The organism is Limnobacter litoralis, assembly GCF_030160455.1.
Classification (GTDB): domain Bacteria; phylum Pseudomonadota; class Gammaproteobacteria; order Burkholderiales; family Burkholderiaceae_B; genus Limnobacter; species Limnobacter litoralis.
On sequence record NZ_BSOJ01000004.1, the window covers coordinates 55,524 to 71,652 of the forward strand.

Consider the following 16,129-nt stretch of genomic DNA (forward strand, 5'->3'; position numbering starts at 1 on the left):
ATAACTTGAATGGAGAACAGCGGTGATTTCTTTTGATGTGATTTCTTCGGCTTATGCCCAGTCTGCTGGCCCAGCGGGCGCTGCGGGCGGATTGATGAGCTTTCTGCCCCTTATCCTGATGTTCGGCGTGCTGTACTTTTTGGCCATTCGCCCACAGATGAAGCGTCAGAAAGAACACAAAGCCATGATCGAAGCCATTCAGAAGGGGGATGAAGTAATTACCACCGGCGGTTTGCTGGGCAAAATTTCCAAGCTGGACGATGCCTACCTCACGCTGGACGTTGCAACGCTGGGTGACAAGCCAGTGGAGGTGCTTGTTCAGCGCGCCTCCGTGCAGACCGTATTGCCTCGCGGAACCATCAAAGACTCACGTTAATTCCCCGTCATGAATCGATACCCCCTCTGGAAGTACATCCTCATTGCCGTGGTGTTGTGCCTCGGCGTGCTCTACACCTTGCCTAACTTTTTTGGTGAAGCGCCTGCCGTTCAGGTCTCCAGTGCCAAGGCCACCCAAAAGGTCAGTTCTGACCTGGTCCAGTCTCTGGCGGACACACTCACCAAAGACGGTGTAAGCCCCGATGGCGTGTTTTATGAAAACACCCTCGGCGGGGGTACGGTCAAATTGCGTTTCAAGTCGCCAGATGAGCAATTGAAGGCCCGCGATCTTATTCAGCAGACCCTCAACAAGGACCCTTCAGATCCGTCCTACGTGGTTGCCTTGAACCTGATGTCGCGCTCACCTTCCTGGTTGACGGCCATTCACGCGCTGCCGATGTATCTGGGTCTTGACCTGCGCGGAGGCGTCCATTTCATGCTGAAAGTTGACATGGATGCGGCGCTGGAAAAGCGCAAGGATTCGCTGTTGGCCGATGCGAAGCAAAGCATGCGGGACGAAGACATTCGTTACGCGGCTGCCGCTCGCACGCCCGAGGGCTTCTTCATGCAGTTCCGCGATCAGGCAGCACTGGACAAGGCGAAGTCTGCCCTGTCCTCCAGCCTGCCCGAAGTGCAATTACTGAGCCCCGAGCCGAATCCCAACTTTGAAGTGCGGGCATCTCTCTCGCCTGCGATCGAGCAACAGGCGCGCGAAAACGCACTGAAGCAGAACATGACCACGCTGCACAACCGGATCAATGAGCTGGGTGTGGCTGAGCCGATTATTCAGCGTCAGGGCGCAGACCGCATTGTGGTTCAGTTGCCAGGTGTTCAGGACACGGCCAAGGCCAAGGAAATTCTGGGCCGCACGGCCACCCTCGAAATTCACATGGTGGACGACAGTCCTGAAGCCATCACAGCCCTTGAAAGCGGCGTGGTGCCATTCGGTCTTGAGAAATACACTGAGCGGGGTGGTCGCCCTCTGTTGATCAAGAAAGAAGTGATTTTGACTGGCGACAATTTGACCGATGCGCAAGCCGGCTTTGATCCACAAACCCATGAACCGGCCGTTCACCTGACCCTGGACAACAAAGGTGCTCGCATCTTCCGTGACATTACCAGAGACAACGTCGGCAAGCGCATGGCGATCCTGCTGATTGAGAAGGGCAAGGGCGAGGTGCTTACCGCCCCGGTTATCCGTGGCGAAATTGGCGGTGGCCGCGTACAGATCTCTGGCAGCATGAACACCACCGAATCGGCTGATCTTGCGCTGTTGTTGCGGGCCGGCTCTCTGGCGGCACCCATGGACATCATTGAAGAGCGAACCATCGGACCAAGCCTGGGCGCTGAGAACATCACCAAGGGCATTGATTCAACGCTGTACGGCTTTATCGCGCTGTCCATTTTCATTGTTTGTTACTACCTGATGTTTGGTGTGTTTTCGGTATTCGCGCTGATGGTCAACGTGATGCTGTTGTTTGCGCTGTTGTCCGTGCTGCAGGCCACGTTGACGCTTCCGGGCCTGGCGGCCGTTGCTCTAACACTGGGTATGGCGATTGACGCGAACGTGCTGATCAACGAGCGCATTCGTGAGGAATTGCGTGAAGGGGCCTTACCACAGCAAGCGATTTCAACCGGTTACGAGCGGGCTTGGGCAACCATTCTTGACTCCAACATCACCACGTTGATTGCGGGCTTGTCTTTGCTGATCTTCGGGTCTGGCCCTGTTCGCGGTTTTGCCGTGGTTCACTGTTTGGGCATTGTGACCTCCATCTTCAGTTCCGTGGTGGTGTCCCGCGGTGCCGTTAATCTTTGGTACGGCGGCAAGAAGCGCCTGGACAAAGTCAGCATTGGGCAAGTTTGGCGAGCCAAGACTGCCGGCACTGCCGTGAAAAAAGCGTAAGGAAGACAGACATGGAATTTTTCAGAATCCAGAAAGACATCCCGTTCATGAAACGGGCCAAGCTCTTCAACGTTATTTCGGCGCTGACATTTGTTGCTGCTGTGTTTTTCCTTGTTACCAAAGGTTTGAATTTCAGTGTGGAGTTCACCGGTGGTGTGGTCATTGAAGCCAATTACACGCAGGCCGCCAATCTGGACGGCATTCGTGGAGGCTTGCGAGCACTCGGCATTGAAGATCCGCAGGTTCAAAACTTCGGAACTTCCCGCGACACCATGATCCGTCTGGCGACGAAAGACCTACAAAATGGGGCGATTGGAAGCAACGGCAAACTCGACAAAGACGCATTTACAGACAAGGTATTGTCCAAGGGTGGTGCAGGTGTCACGGTGACCCGCATTGAGTTTGTCGGCCCCCAGGTTGGTAAAGAACTTGCGCAAAACGGCTTGATTGCACTCTTGATTGTGGTCACGGGCATCATGATTTACCTGGCCCTTCGGTTCGAGTGGAAGTTTGCGGTGGCGGCTATTATTGCCAACTTGCACGACGTCGTCATTATTCTTGGCTTCTTTGCCTTCTTTCAGTGGGAGTTCTCACTGTCTGTACTGGCTGCGGTGTTGGCTGTTCTCGGCTATTCCGTCAACGAATCTGTGGTGGTGTTTGACCGGATTCGCGAAACCTTCCGCAAGGTACGGGGCCTGTCAGTGACCGAAGTTATCGACCATTCGATTACCAGCACGATTTCACGAACTGTGATTACACACGGTTCTACGCAGTTGATGGTGTGTTCCATGTTGTTTTTTGGTGGTCCTACACTTCATTATTTTGCGCTGGCACTGACGATTGGCATTTGCTTTGGTATTTACTCCTCAGTGCTGGTGGCCAGTCCGATCGTGAAGTGGTTGGGTGTCACGCGCGAAGACCTAGTCAAGCCCGTCAAGAAGGAGGGGTCTTTCGAGACCCCATGATGGGGCTGGCAGTTTGCGATGTTTTGTGTATATATTTCGTGTATGTGAAATCAAGGTCCGTTTTTTGAAAGAGGGCATGTGAGCAATTCGTCCGATTTATCCCCGCTGCCGGTGGCTGATATCAAGTTGGGGGAAGCGCTTCCTTTTGCCATCTTTGATCGCCAGGGGCAGTTGCTGCTTGCGGCGGGCCAAAGTGTACACAGTCAAAAGCAACTGGATGAATTGGCGCAAAAGGGGTTGTTTCACAACCCGCGCTGGATGAGTGATACCTTTGTCAATCCGAAGGCGCGAGGTACGGTCAAGCCAGAAACCGAGTCGCGGGTCGTTGCAAAAAAGGCAGCGGCTGTTGATCCTTCGGAAACAGGCTCTACCTTGAAAATGAGTGTCGAAGGAGCTGACGAAGCCTTTGTGGTTAGATTGATAGGCACGCTCGACAAAGAGGCATTCATCGTTAGCCACCCCATGCGTGACAAAGCTTTTGTGTTTGTCAAAGAGGGGCAAATCTGGGAATTTCGCTCTTTCTATGGGCGCAGTGTTTATCGATTTACGGCCCAGGTTGAAAAGGTGTTGCTGTCTCCAATTCCCTTGGTGATCGTATCCTGGCCGCAAGAAACCCATGTTGAATCCAAGGTGATTCGCGCAGCACGCCGTGTTTCCACGACACTGCCTGCCTCAATGCGTCGTTTCAAAGACCAGGTCAAAGACGTCTATCTCAACGGAATCATCGAAAACCTCTCGACGGGGGGGCTTGAATTTTCGACGTCTCATGAAGCAACCATCCAAAAGGGCGAACTGGTTCAGCTCGCTTTTCAGCTTAATTTCGGTGAGCGTAAATTCATTCTGGAACCCAATGCACAGGTGATGTCGGTCTCATCTCCCGATGATCGAGGACAATCTCGATACGGTATTGCATTCCAGGATTTGAGCGATCAGAATTTTGCAAGCATCCACGCCTATGTCTCTGATCGTTTGATTCAGCGGATTGAATCCCCGCTTTATTCTAGAGAGGGTGTCTAAGCCATCAACCTTGCCTTAGTAAGGTTCAGGGTAGGCAATAATGAGCTGCAGGTTCAAGGTCAAAGGCGCCTGTGAGGTGTCGCCTGTGAGCGTAAGCCAGTTTGCCTGAGTGCTCCATCTGCGGTAATGGGTAAATTTGCCATCTTCTGCCTGCACTTTGAAATCTTGTGGGTCGGTATTCACCGTTATGCAGACCGCATTGGCCTGGCCAATGACATTGAACAAAGTAGATGAGTTGCTCCATGCGTTTGTCTCGGTATTTTCCGTGGGTACAGGTATTCCTTTTTTGCACGTGTACAGACCTTTGGCGCTGATGCTCGCGTTTACTTGGTTGGCTAGCTGCTTGGCGAAGCCTGAAACATTTTGAAAGTACTCATTGGCAGACATTGTGCCCTCCAATTCGCTGGCATGCGCCTGAATACTCATGTTCAGATTGCCAACGAGACTGTTGATTCTGGATGCTGAGGCAGAGTCAACATTGCTGCTCATGACCAGGTTCCATTGCTTGGCAAAGCCAGCAATGCCAATTGAAAGCACGAGCGCTGCAACCACCGCTTCAATGATGGAAATGCCGGATTGCCGCAAGTGCTTGGTTTGAAGTCGATTCATCTCAATTCCCGCGAAATTCAAATGCCCACATCCCAATGCCCTTTGCCGCCGATTTTGTGCCCGTGATTTCCTGGGCTAGGTTCCGGCGGCGGAGTAACTGGCCCAGGGGATTGCGTGGGGGGCGGCTCAATCACAACAACTGGCGGGGGTGGTGGGGGGGGCGGCAACGAAGGAAGCGGGCCAGGATTGAAATCTGTATCCGTTAGATCGGATGGCACTTGTCTCAGGCCAATCTTGATTGTTCTGCTGACACATTGATCAATACTGTCCTGACCCTTGCAGTTCACGTTTGCAGTGATTTCCATCAACATCCGGAAGTTGTCCTGATTCATGTTTCTGTGAGTCATGTCGCAGGCAAATGGGGAGAATGCGACCTTGATGAGGACTTCCTGCTTGGGGTCACTCAGACTTGGGCTGGATGGAATCGGTTTTTCTGCAGTTTCCATATTTTGCGGAACAACGTAGTTTTCGCTGCAATCGGGCGTGCTCCGACCGTTATTCCAGGTGTTGAAAAACGAGTGTCTGTGGGTTTCATCGGATAATCTGGGATAGATGAATTGCATGGTGGATTGCAGCAGTTGGTCGGCCTGTGCAATTCGGTCTCCGTTGGGTGCCAAGTACATGGCAAGATTGCTTTCAGACACCGCTGAAACAGACACGATGACCAAACCGACACATAGAAGCAGTGCCAGGAGAATGCCGGCCATGCCTCGCTGACGATAGAGTGTGTAAGCGCTTTTCATGTTGTCCGTCCTGTCAGAGGCTGCCTACCACGGGCCAGTTGTAAAGTCGGGTTACAAATGGGCGACTAAATCGAGTTGCTCCGCCATTCATGGCAACGTCCAAGGTAACAATCCAAGTGCTGTTGGTGCTTGCCGGGTTGGGCGTCAGGATGCTTGGGCAGTTGTTGAGATAATCGCCCAGCACCTGGTTTGAGGTCTCACTGTTGAATTTGCACAATCTCAAACGTTCAATTTTGAAGTCTCTCGATTCGTGTAGTGCCAACCAGTCGCTGTCACTTTCACAGAACTGCTGGACGTTAAAATTAGACCATCCTGAGGGGGCGCTGACCTGTTTTTGATACAGGGTTTGATCAACCAGCCTGAACCCTTGAACTTCTGTGGATGGGTTGGTACTTGGATCTTTGACAATTGGCAGAACGAGGCACATGTTTTGTGCGCTGTCCTGATAGCTTTGGCAGTGCCAGCCACCACTGTTTCCCACCAGGCTGCAGAGTTGTATCCCCCGGTTTCGATCGTCATCTGTGACTCCGCCGCCACCGCGGTTCAACGCATAGGTTAAAAATCTCGACAATTGAGTCAAATGATCTTCGACATTGCTCTGCGCCGAGTTGCCTGATGCAGTCATGCCGGATGCATACAACTTGAGGGTGGCTGCCAGAACAACACTGAAGATGGCAGCGCCGATGATCAGGCTGATCAAGGAAAATCCCGCCTGGTGTTTAGTAGCTGGCAATGCCATTGCCGATTCCTCCGAAGCTCAGCGTGAGGTGCTGGCTGCCGTTTTTGAGTTGCAGGTTTTGGTTGACGGTGTTCAGACTGCTCGTCATTTCGTCAAAATCCAGATTCAGTGCATTTGTGATGGATGCGCCTGACAATGTTGCGGAATAGGCTGAAATACTGCCGCTGGTATTTTGTCCTACTGTAGATCGCCAGTTGTTGCATCCGCCCATGTCGCCGTTTTGAGGTTGGATGATGACCTGGACGTGGATACCGGAACTGCCTGCAGGAAGAAGACCGACTTGGGTGGGGCATTCGGTTCTACTCGCAATCTTTCTGGCTATTTCAACAGCGTGGGATATGCCCTTGGCGGTGCTTTTCAAGCGCACGCGGTCTACGTATTGCAGCATATTGGGTAAGGCTGTACCGATGCCCACAGCGCCGATGGCGATGACAATCACCAGCTCAAGGGTTGAAATTCCTTTCTGGATAGACAACTTATTCATGAGGCAGGCACTGCGAGGTGGTGTCGCCACCGGTTTGACTGATTGCGCGATAAGAAAGAACACCTTGTTCGCTGGTCACGCGTATGCTGCGGCATTGCTGCTGAAAGCTGGAATGGGCTGGAGCAATGGGCGTGACGGTGGCAACGAATTGCTGGATGTTGGTCTGGTTTTTATCGACTTTGAATTTGTATTGGTCTGCGTCTGGGAATATCAGGGTGTTGTTGTTCTCTTGACCCGTGGCATCGACCTTGGATGCATAGGTTGAAAACCCCATTCGATGTCTTTGTTGGTTGAGTGCGAATCGGGATGCGACTTCGAGCATGCTTTGAAAGTCGCTCTTCTCGATGTGGCTTTGATAAGACGAATAAGCGAGGGTGGCCAATATGGCTGAGATCGCCAAGGCCACCACTGTGTCTAGTACGCTAAACCCTTTGAATTGCATCGCATTTTCACACTGTCAAGTGAAAGACAGTATGAGAGTGCGATGCAAGAAGCGCGATACCTGAGATTGGTGGAAGATGAAGTAACCCGTTTGATCAAATGGCCTTCGCGAGTGTTGCTGCCATCCCGATGTAGCTGGCAGGCGTCATTTTCAGCAGCCTTGTGCGTTCGTGTTCAGGAATGGCCAGTGTCGCAATGAATGACTGCAGCGCGTCCTGGGTGATGCCTTTGCCGCGTGTCAACTCTTTGAGTTGCTCGTAGGGGTTGGGCAGGCCGTAGCGGCGCATGACTGTTTGCACCGGTTCGGCCAGCAGTTCCCAGGCTTGGTTGATGTCTTGTTCAATGGCGCTGTGGTTGATTTCCAGTTTGCCCAAACCTTTCAGGCAACTTTCATAGGCCAGCAGGGCATAACCCAGCCCCACGCCTAGATTTCGAAGAACCGTTGAGTCGGTCAGATCGCGCTGCCAGCGGGACACGGGCAGTTTTTCGGACAAATGCTTGAGCACCGCGTTGGCCATGCCGAGATTGCCTTCCGAGTTTTCAAAGTCGATCGGGTTGACCTTGTGCGGCATGGTGGATGAACCCACTTCGCCTGCTTTCAGCTTTTGCTTGAAATAGCCCAGCGAAATATAGCCCCAGATGTCGCGGTTCATGTCGATCAAAATGGTGTTGGCGCGGGCCACAGCATCCATTAAGGCCGCGATGCCGTCGTGCGGCTCGATCTGGATGGTGTAAGGGTTGAAGGTCAACCCGAGGCCCTCAATCAGCTTGCGGGAAAAACCTTGCCAGTCAAATTCAGGATAGGCAGACAGGTGCGCGTTGTAGTTGCCCACAGCCCCGTTCATCTTGGCGGGCAGTTCAACCTGGGCTATCGCGGCGCGTGCACGCTCGAGTCGATGAACCACGTTGGCAAATTCTTTGCCCAAGGTGCTGGGGCTTGCAGGCTGGCCGTGTGTGCGGCACATCATGGCAACGTCGGCGAATTGATGCGCATAATTGCGCAACACGCCCATAATTTCGTCGATTTTCGGTAAAATAACATTTTCCCGAGTGGCTTTCAGCATCAACGCATGGCTCATGTTGTTGATGTCTTCCGAGGTGCAGGCAAAGTGAACGAATTCGCTGGCCTTGCCAAGTTCTTCCGAGGATTTGAATTTTTCCTTGATGAAGTACTCCACGGCCTTCACGTCGTGATTGGTTGTGGCCTCAAATTCCTTGATGCGTTCAGCGTCTTTTTCGCTGAAATGATTGACGATGTCATCGAGAAGTTTCAATGCGTCGTTAGACAATGCCGGAAGTTCGGGAAACCCGGCGTTTGACAACGCTTTAAGCCATTCAATTTCGACAATTACCCGGTGATGCATGAACCCGGCTTCAGACAGAAGCGGACGAAGACTGTTGACTTTGGACTGATACCGGCCGTCGAGGGGGCTGAGGGCATTCAGGGCAGTGAGGGTGTTGTTAGTAATCATTGAAGGGCTACAAAGATGTGATTTTTCAAAGCTTTGTATTGTAACCCTTCGCACTGGGCATTTCGCTTTTTTTTCGCCGCGAGGCGTCTTCAGAGACCAGAATTTTTTCTTGTGAAATGCTGAAATCTGTTAGACACTTTGGCCTCGTAAAATCAAACAGAGCAATCATCACCAGATTGTATTTAGGAGATTGACCATGAAGTTAGTAGGATCAACCACCAGTCCTTTCGTCAGAAAGATTCGCGTACAACTGCAAGAAAAAGAAATTCCGTTTGAGTTTGTGCTGGAAAACGTGTGGGACGAAGAGACCCGCATTGCGGACCACAACCCGTTGGGCAAGGTGCCTTGTCTAATTCTGGACGGTGGTCAGACTGTGTTTGATTCGACTGTCATTTCCGGCATGCTGGAATACATGATGCCAACTGTGCCCCTGTTGCCAACAGACCCGCGCCTGCGTGCGCTGGTTCGTACCATGGAGGCATTGGGAACCGGTATTTCCGAGGCTGCTGTGGGCACCATTGTTGAGAAGCGGTTTCACACCGAAGGTCAGATTAGCCAAGCATTCATTGATCGCCAAGTGCAAAAAATTCACAATGCGCTGGGCTGGATTTCACATCGCATTAAAACGACGCCCGGTTTTTACCTGACTGAGCAGTTCAGTCTGGCTGACATTTCAGTGGGATGCAGCCTGTTTTATCTGGACCTGCGCATGCCCGAAATCAACTGGCGCGAACTGTACCCAGAATTGAAAGAGTACTCAGAGCGATTGGCCTGTCGCCCCAGCTTTGAGAACACCAAGCCTGAATAAAAAGGGCCGCATTTTAGCCCCTGGGCAAGGCAAATGTGCTTGCGCTTGCCTTGTCCCAATACCGCTCCAGCATTTTGGTGCTGCGCTTGCCTTCCAGAATTTCCCGATGCTCTGCCTGCGGATAAATCTCAGAAAGCAGGCGCACCTCGTGTTCGCTGACCCTACGCGAAATGTGATGCGGGGTGAGCTCTTCAGGGTGTGAAACACCCGCCGCAGCCAACAACTCCCCCAAGGCTTTCAAGGTGTTTTTGTGAAAGTTGAAGACGCGTTCAGCCTTGTTTTCAGGCACCAGCGCCTTTTGGCGGTCTGTATCTTGCGTGGTAACGCCGGTCGGGCAATTACCGGTGTGGCAAGCTTGTGCCATCACACAACCCAAGGCAAACATGAAACCGCGCGCGCTGTTGCACGTGTCGGCCCCCATGGCGCAGGCGCGCGCAATGTCAAAGGCGCTGACGATTTTGCCAGAAGCAATAATCCGGATTTCGTCTCGCAAACCAAGTCCCACCAAGGTGTGATGCACCATCGCCAATCCTTCCCGCAAGGGGTAGCCCATGTTATCAGCGAATTCGACAGGCGCGGCACCTGTTCCACCTTCGGCACCGTCCACGGCGATGAAGTCAGGGCGAATGCCGGTCTCCAGCATGGCCTTGCAAATTGCAAACCATTCCCAAGGATGACCGATACACAATTTGAATCCAATGGGCTTGCCCGCACTTAAATTTCGCAATCGCTTGATGAACGCCATCAGCTCAAGTGGCGTTGAAAACTCGCTGTGGGCTGCCGGTGACACGCAGTCAACCCCTTCCGGTACGCCCCGAGTCAAGGCAATTTCCCGAGTGACTTTGCTGCCGGGCAAAACGCCGCCATGGCCGGGTTTGGCCCCTTGTGACAGCTTGATTTCGATCATTTTGACCTGCTTGAGACTGGCCTGCCTGGCAAACTGTTCAGGGTCAAATCGCCCATCCTGTGTTCTGCAGCCGAAGTAGCCACTGCCCAATTCCCAAATCAGGTCGCCGCCGTATTCAAGGTGATAGGGTGAAATGGAGCCTTCCCCGGTGTCGTGCGCAAAGTGGCCCATGTGCGCGCCTTTGTTGAGCGCACGAATTGCGTTGGCTGACAAGGCGCCAAAGCTCATCGCGGAAATATTGAACAGAGAGGCTTCATAGGGCTGGCTGCAATCGGGGCCCCCGAATTTGACGCGAAACTCAGACTCATGGTGGTTGACGGGTGCGGCGGAGTGATTGATCCACTCCCGTCCGGTGGTGTAAAGGTCCAGTTGTGTGCCAAATGCCTGCTTGTCGGTGACTGATTTTGCCCGTTGATACACCAGCGACCGTTGGTTGCGAGAGAAGGGTTCGGCGTCCGTGTTGGATTCAAAAAAGTACTGCCGAATTTCCGGTCGGATGAATTCGAGCAGGAAGCGCATGTGACCCAAAACCGGGTAGTTTCGCCGTATGGACTGTTTGGTTTGAAGGCGGTCAAGCAGGCCAAGCAGGGTGAGTGCCAAGAAGACCCCCGCCGGTATTCGATAGTCACGCCCCAAGTGGATTGTTTGCCAGGTAAAAAACAGGGTCGCCAAGGCGCAGAAATAGAAGGTCGACATGCGGGCGTGAAGCCCGACCGGCCAGGTTCTGAAAGGGTGGTTGCGTTGTTTGGCTTGGCGTTTCGGTTCGTTTGGGGTTTCGATCTTCAAGGCCTGCCTCATGTGTGTTTAACCTAGGTAATGATTCCGCCACCCAGGCAAAGTTCCCCATCGTAAAGCACGGCACTCTGGCCTGGGGTCACCGCAAATTGAGGCACATCGAACTGCAATTCGAAGTGCTCTGCGTCGGGTTGCGTCCATACGCACGCAGCATCACTTTGCCGGTAACGCGTCTTGCTTGCAAGCCGCCCGTGATCTGGGGCCCTGCCCGCAATGTAATGCACTTGTTCTGCTTTCAGGTGCTGGCTGTGCAACCAGGGGTGATCATGCCCTTGCACCACATACAGTGCATTGTTGTGCAGGTCTTTGCGCGCGACAAACCAGGGCTCGCCATTGCCGGCTTTTTGTCCGCCAATGCCGATGCCCTTGCGCTGGCCAAGGGTGTAAAAACTCAGGCCCACGTGTTCACCGATCTGTTGGCCTTGATCATTCAGGATTGGGCCGGGTTTGGTGGGCAAATAGCGATTCAAGAATTCCCGGAAGGGCCTTTCACCGATGAAGCAAATGCCCGTGGAGTCCTTTTTCGCGGCGTTGGACAACGCCAGTGAATGGGCGATCTCGCGCACCCGTGTCTTCGGAATTTCACCCAAAGGAAACAGGGTTCGACACAACTGGCTTTGATTCAAGCGATGCAGAAAGTAAGACTGGTCTTTCGTGTGGTCCATCGCCTTGAGCAACTGGAATTCGTCGCCCTGCTGTCTAACACGGGCGTAATGGCCGGTGGCAATGTAGTCGGCGCCCAGTTGGTAGGCATGGTCGAGAAAAGCCTTGAACTTGATTTCGCTGTTGCAAAGAATGTCGGGATTGGGGGTGCGCCCGGCCGAGTATTCGCTCAAGAACACCGAAAAAACCCGGTCCTTGTATTCCGACGCAAAATTGACCGCCTCGATGTCGATCCCGATCCGGTCGGCTACGCTGACTGCATCCAGCCAGTCTTGGCGAGTAGAGCAATACTCGGAGTCGTCATCGTCTTCCCAGTTTTTCATGAACAGGCCAATGACTTCGTAACCCTGTTCTTTGAGAAGCCAGGCTGAAACGGAGGAATCCACGCCCCCCGACAGGCCAATTACCACTGTTTTTTTCATGCCGCTTAATTACGATTGCCCAGCGGGCAGAGGCCCTGCCAGTACGCTGGGGTGTGTGTATACAAACTCAAGGGGAAGAATGGCGCTTCGCCCGGCTTTCCAGCTCAGAAAGTCTTCCACGCATTTCATGACCAGCGGGCTTCGGTGTTGATCCTGTGTGGCGCGAAGTTCGTCAACGGTCATCCACAGCACGCGAATAATGCCTTCATCCAGCTCGCGTTGCAGGTGTTCCCGAAGGGCTTCTGCCGCAAATGCAAAGCGCAGGTAAGTGACGTCTTCGCCGGTGCGTGAGCTGGTGTAGCGGCTCATGTAAATGCCCAGCAAGCCCACGGGTTTGACATCCCATTTCGATTCTTCAAGCGCTTCGCGTGCGGCACCTGTTTCTGGCGCTTCACCCGGGTCAAGGTGACCGGCTGGCTGGTTCAACTTGATGCCGTCAGTGGTGTGTTCTTCAACGATGAGGAATTTGCCGTCTTTTTCGACAATGGCGGCAACGGTGACACTGGGTTTCCAAACGTCTGACATGTTTAAGGCTTTTCAGGGTTGTGCGAAGCCACTGCTGCGCCCCGGCGGTTGATGAAAAACACGTTAGAATAGCAGGGTTAGGGTGCTTTTGCCCATCTTTTGGGCAAAGTTAAACGGGAAGCAGGTGTAAGGCCTGCGCTGCCCCCGCAACGGTGTGAGAGTGCGGGTTCATCTTTTTGCCACTGGTTTTAAATGCTGGGAAGGCGATGAATCAAGACTCTCAAGCCCGGATACCGGCCTTGACTGTTCAGCCTGATGGATTGTACCTGTGTCAGGCGGGCAACTGGTGCTGCGGGTCGGCAGTGCGCAGGTGTGCTTCTTCGCCCTTGGCCGTGTGTGCGCCTTCGTCTGTTTTTCGCAGTGAATTGAACTTGTCCGTACGGCGGGTGCGGGCTCACTGGAGTTTTTTCCTTGTTTTCTTTTCACGAACCAAAGCGTGTGCGTTGTGGCCGCACGGGCTTTCTCATGCTTGCCACGTTCAGCTGTACCCCTGTTTTTGCCCAATCGTTGCCCCCTGTGTATGTGACGGCGCCCACCCCGTACCAGAAATCGCTGGAAACACCGATCGCCGACACGGTGATCACCCGCGAAGAGATTGCAAACTCGCCCTACACAACGCTCAGTGACGTGCTGCGATCCCTGGGGGGCGTGAATGTTCGCCCGGCGCTGGATGGCAGTCGCAATGGAACCATTGACCTGCGTGGCTTTGGCGACACGGCACAGAACAACGTGGTCGTCGTGGTGGACGGCATTCGCCTGAATGAAAACGAGCAGGCCAATCCCAGGTATTCCAACATTCCTTTGAGCAGCATTGAATCAATCGAAGTTATCCGGGGAGGATCATCCGTTGAATACGGCGATGGCGGTTCAGGTGGTGTGGTGCGCATCACCACACGCAAGGGTGCGGCGGGCGACAAGCCTGCTTTTGATGCAACTGCGTCGTATGGCTCATTCAACACTCAAGAACTGGATCTTGCTTTTCGGCAACAGTTGGGTGCGTTTTCATTGGGTTTGAACGGATCCAAGGCCTCCACCAATGGCTATCGTGCCAACAGCGAAGCCAGTTACGATCAGGCAGGCGCTACGCTTGATTTTTCGCAGGGTGACTACAAAGCAGGCGCATCTGTGTCGTTTGACGGGCAGAACAACCGGTTTCCAGGTTCGTTAAGTCTGTCGCAAGCGCAGCAAAACCCACGGTCAACCAACAATCCGAATGACTACGGTGTTTTTAATCGCAATGCATACACGGCTTACCTTGCAAAGCAGTTTGGTCAGTCCGAGCTGGGGCTTTCCCTGAACCGGCGAGAGCAGGTTGCGGTGGGCGTGTTTGGCGGTTTTAACGTGACCCGCAAAATTGTTCAGGATCAAATCAACCCATACACAAACTTCGGTTTTCAGGCGCTTGGAAGCCACAAAGTGAGGGTCGGGTTTGAGCAGCAGAACTGGACCATCCATGAATCCACGATTGACACGCTCCCGGCGGATCAGCAAAGCACCGCCCTGTATGCGCTGGACGACTGGACGCTGAATCCCCAATGGCGTTTGAATCTGGGATCTCGCGTGGCAAGATCGGAGCAAACGCGCGGCACGCTGAATCACACCTATTCGCTGGTGGCCAATGAATTGGGGGCAACTTACGCATGGTCAACCCACACTGCGGTTTACACCAAGTTGAGCAGGGCTTATCGACTGCCCAACATTGATGACAATGGCTTTGCCACGAGCGATTTTCTGAAGCCACAAATTTCACGCGAGATGGATGTGGGTTTGCGGCACACCAATGCGCACGGTGTTAGCACCGCCCGCCTGTTCGTGATGAATCTGGACGATGAGATCCTGTTTGATCCAACCGTGGGCGCATTTGGTTCAAACACCAATCTGGACAAAACCCGCAGACGTGGTGCTGAACTGTCCTGGAAAGGCAACCTGGACACTCACACTCTGGGCAGTGTGTCTTATCAATACCTGGATTCAGAGTTTCGCGTAGGTCAGCGCGCTGGCGGGCGTTTGCCGCTGGTGCCCGCCAATCAGGTCACTGCCAGTCTGACTCGCCTGTGGACGGATCGCTTTTCGAGCGGTGCGGTGCTGCGTGCTCAATCCAACCAGCGACCCGGTGGCGATATTTCCCAAAAGTACAGCACGTCGATGATTCCGGGGTTTGCGCTACTGGATCTGGACTTTGGATACAGGGTGAAGGATGTCAACTGGTCATTTCGAATCGCCAACCTGTTTGATCGCAATTATTACGCCTATGCCTTTGGTAACACAGGGTTTTATCCCGAACCAGGCCGCGCGTACTATTTGACGATGAAGGTCAGTTACTGACATGCGAAATGTTTGCTCACGTCTGTTCGTCCTTTTCGGCCTGTTTGTGCTTACGCCGGTGTGGGCTGCACCTCAAACGGTCTGTGAACGAGACGATGCGGGTCGACAGGTGTGTGTGGGCGAAGTGAAGCGTGTGGTGTCGCTGGCGCCGCACGCCACCGAAATACTGGCCTTTCTGGGCGCTGAAAGCCGGTTGGTGGGGGTTGATTCTGCCAGCGACTTTCCACTTCAAATGCGCCAGCTGCCGAAGTTGGGGGATTATCTGAGGGTGGATCTGGAGCGCTTGGCCCTGATGCACCCCGATCTGGTTGTGGCCTGGAAGTCGGGCATCACGCCAGACCAGTTGAACACACTGGCGAACCTGGGCATTCCTGTGTTTGTCAGCGAACCCCAATCGATTCAGGCGGTGGCTTCCAACATGAAAAGGTTGGGTCATTTGTTGGGCTTGACTGCATCTTCGGACGAGCTTGCTGATCGATGGCTCGCCTCATTCGATGCACTGGCCCAATCCCATCGTAGGCAAAAGCCATTGCGCGTTTTTTATCAGGTTTGGGCAGATCCGCTGATGACCTTGGGCGGAAGCCATGTGGTCAGCCAGATTATTCAAATGTGTGGTGGTACGAATGTCTTCAAGGATTTAAAAACCCTGGCACCCACCATTGGGGTTGAGGCGGTGGTTCAAGCTCGCCCCGATGTCATTTTGTCCAGTGGAGGCACCAGTGATCTTGATCGTTTGATGGCCCAGTGGTCTCGCTGGACTGCGGTTCCTGCGGTGGCCAGGCAACACATCGCCGTCGTTCCTCAAGACATTCTGGTGCGCAACGGCCCGCGGTTATTGAATGCCGCGCAACGGGTGTGCACAATACTGGACGGTTATCGTTCAAGGGCAGGGGTTGATTCACATGGGTAAGCGGGCGTGAATAAGGCGGCAAGTCG

Annotated in this window: 16 protein-coding genes and 1 riboswitch; of the genes, 7 read left to right on the forward strand and 9 right to left on the reverse strand. The window is 53.5% G+C overall.

Annotated elements, in window-relative coordinates:
* Positions 1–94: 94 nt before the first annotated feature.
* The 4 genes from yajC (at position 95) to QQJ87_RS01220 (ending at position 4,260) form a co-directional block, all read left to right on the forward strand.
* A complete protein-coding gene (gene yajC / locus QQJ87_RS01205) occupies positions 95–376 on the forward strand; it encodes a preprotein translocase subunit YajC (RefSeq protein WP_284279509.1) in 282 nt (93 codons plus the stop codon).
* 9 nt (positions 377–385) lie between these two features.
* A complete protein-coding gene (secD, locus tag QQJ87_RS01210; protein WP_284279469.1) occupies positions 386–2,278 on the forward strand; it encodes a protein translocase subunit SecD in 1,893 nt (630 codons plus the stop codon).
* 11 nt (positions 2,279–2,289) lie between these two features.
* Entirely contained in the window at positions 2,290–3,243 is a 954-nt protein-coding gene (gene secF / locus QQJ87_RS01215) for a protein translocase subunit SecF (protein WP_284279470.1), read from the forward strand.
* Between the two features lie 78 nt (positions 3,244–3,321).
* Complete coding sequence (locus tag QQJ87_RS01220) at positions 3,322–4,260, forward strand: flagellar brake protein (protein WP_284279471.1); 939 nt, start codon at positions 3,322–3,324, stop codon at positions 4,258–4,260.
* 15 nt (positions 4,261–4,275) lie between these two features.
* On the opposite strand, the gene QQJ87_RS01225 is transcribed toward QQJ87_RS01220, so the two are convergent.
* The 6 genes from QQJ87_RS01225 to purB all read right to left on the reverse strand — a co-directional run bounded on the left by QQJ87_RS01225 (position 4,276) and on the right by purB (position 8,748).
* Positions 4,276–4,869, reverse strand: coding sequence for a type IV pilus modification PilV family protein (locus tag QQJ87_RS01225; RefSeq protein ID WP_284279473.1), 594 nt, complete (start codon positions 4,867–4,869; stop codon positions 4,276–4,278).
* A 17-nt stretch (positions 4,870–4,886) separates the two neighbouring features.
* Positions 4,887–5,612 carry a hypothetical protein gene (locus QQJ87_RS01230; protein WP_284279474.1) on the reverse strand — a complete coding sequence of 242 codons (726 nt, stop codon included), beginning with the start codon at positions 5,610–5,612 and terminating at the stop codon, positions 4,887–4,889.
* Between the two features lie 13 nt (positions 5,613–5,625).
* Complete coding sequence (locus tag QQJ87_RS01235) at positions 5,626–6,351, reverse strand: prepilin-type N-terminal cleavage/methylation domain-containing protein (protein WP_284279475.1); 726 nt, start codon at positions 6,349–6,351, stop codon at positions 5,626–5,628.
* Positions 6,332–6,835, reverse strand: a complete 504-nt coding sequence (locus tag QQJ87_RS01240) for a pilus assembly FimT family protein (RefSeq protein ID WP_284279476.1) — start codon at positions 6,833–6,835, stop codon at positions 6,332–6,334. The genes QQJ87_RS01235 and QQJ87_RS01240 overlap by 20 nt, the downstream gene beginning before the upstream one ends.
* Positions 6,828–7,277 carry a type IV pilin protein gene (locus tag QQJ87_RS01245; protein ID WP_284279478.1) on the reverse strand — a complete coding sequence of 150 codons (450 nt, stop codon included), beginning with the start codon at positions 7,275–7,277 and terminating at the stop codon, positions 6,828–6,830. Before QQJ87_RS01245 ends, QQJ87_RS01240 begins: the two co-directional genes overlap by 8 nt.
* 94 nt (positions 7,278–7,371) lie before the next feature.
* Positions 7,372–8,748: an adenylosuccinate lyase gene (purB, locus tag QQJ87_RS01250; RefSeq protein ID WP_284279480.1), complete on the reverse strand. Its 1,377-nt coding sequence runs from the start codon at positions 8,746–8,748 to the stop codon at positions 7,372–7,374.
* Between the two features lie 196 nt (positions 8,749–8,944).
* Here purB and QQJ87_RS01255 point away from each other — a divergent pair, with 196 nt between their 5' ends.
* Entirely contained in the window at positions 8,945–9,556 is a 612-nt protein-coding gene (locus QQJ87_RS01255; RefSeq protein ID WP_284279481.1) for a glutathione S-transferase C-terminal domain-containing protein, read from the forward strand.
* Positions 9,557–9,569: 13 nt separating this feature from the next.
* Here QQJ87_RS01255 and QQJ87_RS01260 read toward each other — a convergent pair whose 3' ends face one another.
* The 3 genes from QQJ87_RS01260 to QQJ87_RS01270 form a co-directional block, all read right to left on the reverse strand.
* Positions 9,570–11,159 carry an FMN-binding glutamate synthase family protein gene (locus QQJ87_RS01260; RefSeq protein ID WP_431310063.1) on the reverse strand — a complete coding sequence of 530 codons (1,590 nt, stop codon included), beginning with the start codon at positions 11,157–11,159 and terminating at the stop codon, positions 9,570–9,572.
* Positions 11,160–11,272: 113 nt separating this feature from the next.
* On the reverse strand, positions 11,273–12,343 hold the full coding sequence (mnmA, locus tag QQJ87_RS01265; protein ID WP_284279483.1) for a tRNA 2-thiouridine(34) synthase MnmA: 1,071 nt from the start codon (positions 12,341–12,343) through the stop codon (positions 11,273–11,275).
* 9 nt (positions 12,344–12,352) lie between these two features.
* On the reverse strand, positions 12,353–12,868 hold the full coding sequence (locus QQJ87_RS01270; protein ID WP_284279484.1) for an NUDIX hydrolase: 516 nt from the start codon (positions 12,866–12,868) through the stop codon (positions 12,353–12,355).
* 63 nt (positions 12,869–12,931) lie between these two features.
* Positions 12,932–13,124, forward strand: a riboswitch (cobalamin riboswitch).
* Between the two features lie 155 nt (positions 13,125–13,279).
* Here QQJ87_RS01270 and QQJ87_RS01275 point away from each other — a divergent pair.
* The gene (locus QQJ87_RS01275; protein ID WP_284279485.1) at positions 13,280–15,193 is read left to right on the forward strand and encodes a TonB-dependent receptor; all 1,914 of its coding nucleotides are present in this window, start codon (positions 13,280–13,282) and stop codon (positions 15,191–15,193) included.
* 1 nt (position 15,194) lies between these two features.
* Complete coding sequence (locus QQJ87_RS01280; RefSeq protein ID WP_284279486.1) at positions 15,195–16,103, forward strand: cobalamin-binding protein; 909 nt, start codon at positions 15,195–15,197, stop codon at positions 16,101–16,103.
* The last annotated feature ends 26 nt before the right edge of the window (positions 16,104–16,129 follow it).

Excerpts from the sequence above, each read along its gene's own strand:
- yajC (WP_284279509.1), top strand. The coding sequence starts at position 95 with ATGAGCTTTCTGCCCCTTATCCTGATGTTCGGCGTGCTGTACTTTTTG.
- secD (WP_284279469.1), top strand. The coding sequence starts at position 386 with ATGAATCGATACCCCCTCTGGAAGTACATCCTCATTGCCGTGGTGTTG.
- secF (WP_284279470.1), top strand. The coding sequence starts at position 2,290 with ATGGAATTTTTCAGAATCCAGAAAGACATCCCGTTCATGAAACGGGCC.
- QQJ87_RS01225 (WP_284279473.1), bottom strand. The coding sequence starts at position 4,869 with ATGAATCGACTTCAAACCAAGCACTTGCGGCAATCCGGCATTTCCATC.
- QQJ87_RS01230 (WP_284279474.1), bottom strand. The coding sequence starts at position 5,612 with ATGAAAAGCGCTTACACACTCTATCGTCAGCGAGGCATGGCCGGCATT.
- QQJ87_RS01235 (WP_284279475.1), bottom strand. The coding sequence starts at position 6,351 with ATGGCATTGCCAGCTACTAAACACCAGGCGGGATTTTCCTTGATCAGC.
- QQJ87_RS01240 (WP_284279476.1), bottom strand. The coding sequence starts at position 6,835 with ATGAATAAGTTGTCTATCCAGAAAGGAATTTCAACCCTTGAGCTGGTG.
- QQJ87_RS01245 (WP_284279478.1), bottom strand. The coding sequence starts at position 7,277 with ATGCAATTCAAAGGGTTTAGCGTACTAGACACAGTGGTGGCCTTGGCG.
- purB (WP_284279480.1), bottom strand. The coding sequence starts at position 8,748 with ATGATTACTAACAACACCCTCACTGCCCTGAATGCCCTCAGCCCCCTC.
- QQJ87_RS01255 (WP_284279481.1), top strand. The coding sequence starts at position 8,945 with ATGAAGTTAGTAGGATCAACCACCAGTCCTTTCGTCAGAAAGATTCGC.
- QQJ87_RS01260 (WP_431310063.1), bottom strand. The coding sequence starts at position 11,159 with ATGTCGACCTTCTATTTCTGCGCCTTGGCGACCCTGTTTTTTACCTGG.
- mnmA (WP_284279483.1), bottom strand. The coding sequence starts at position 12,343 with ATGAAAAAAACAGTGGTAATTGGCCTGTCGGGGGGCGTGGATTCCTCC.
- QQJ87_RS01270 (WP_284279484.1), bottom strand. The coding sequence starts at position 12,868 with ATGTCAGACGTTTGGAAACCCAGTGTCACCGTTGCCGCCATTGTCGAA.
- QQJ87_RS01280 (WP_284279486.1), top strand. The coding sequence starts at position 15,195 with ATGCGAAATGTTTGCTCACGTCTGTTCGTCCTTTTCGGCCTGTTTGTG.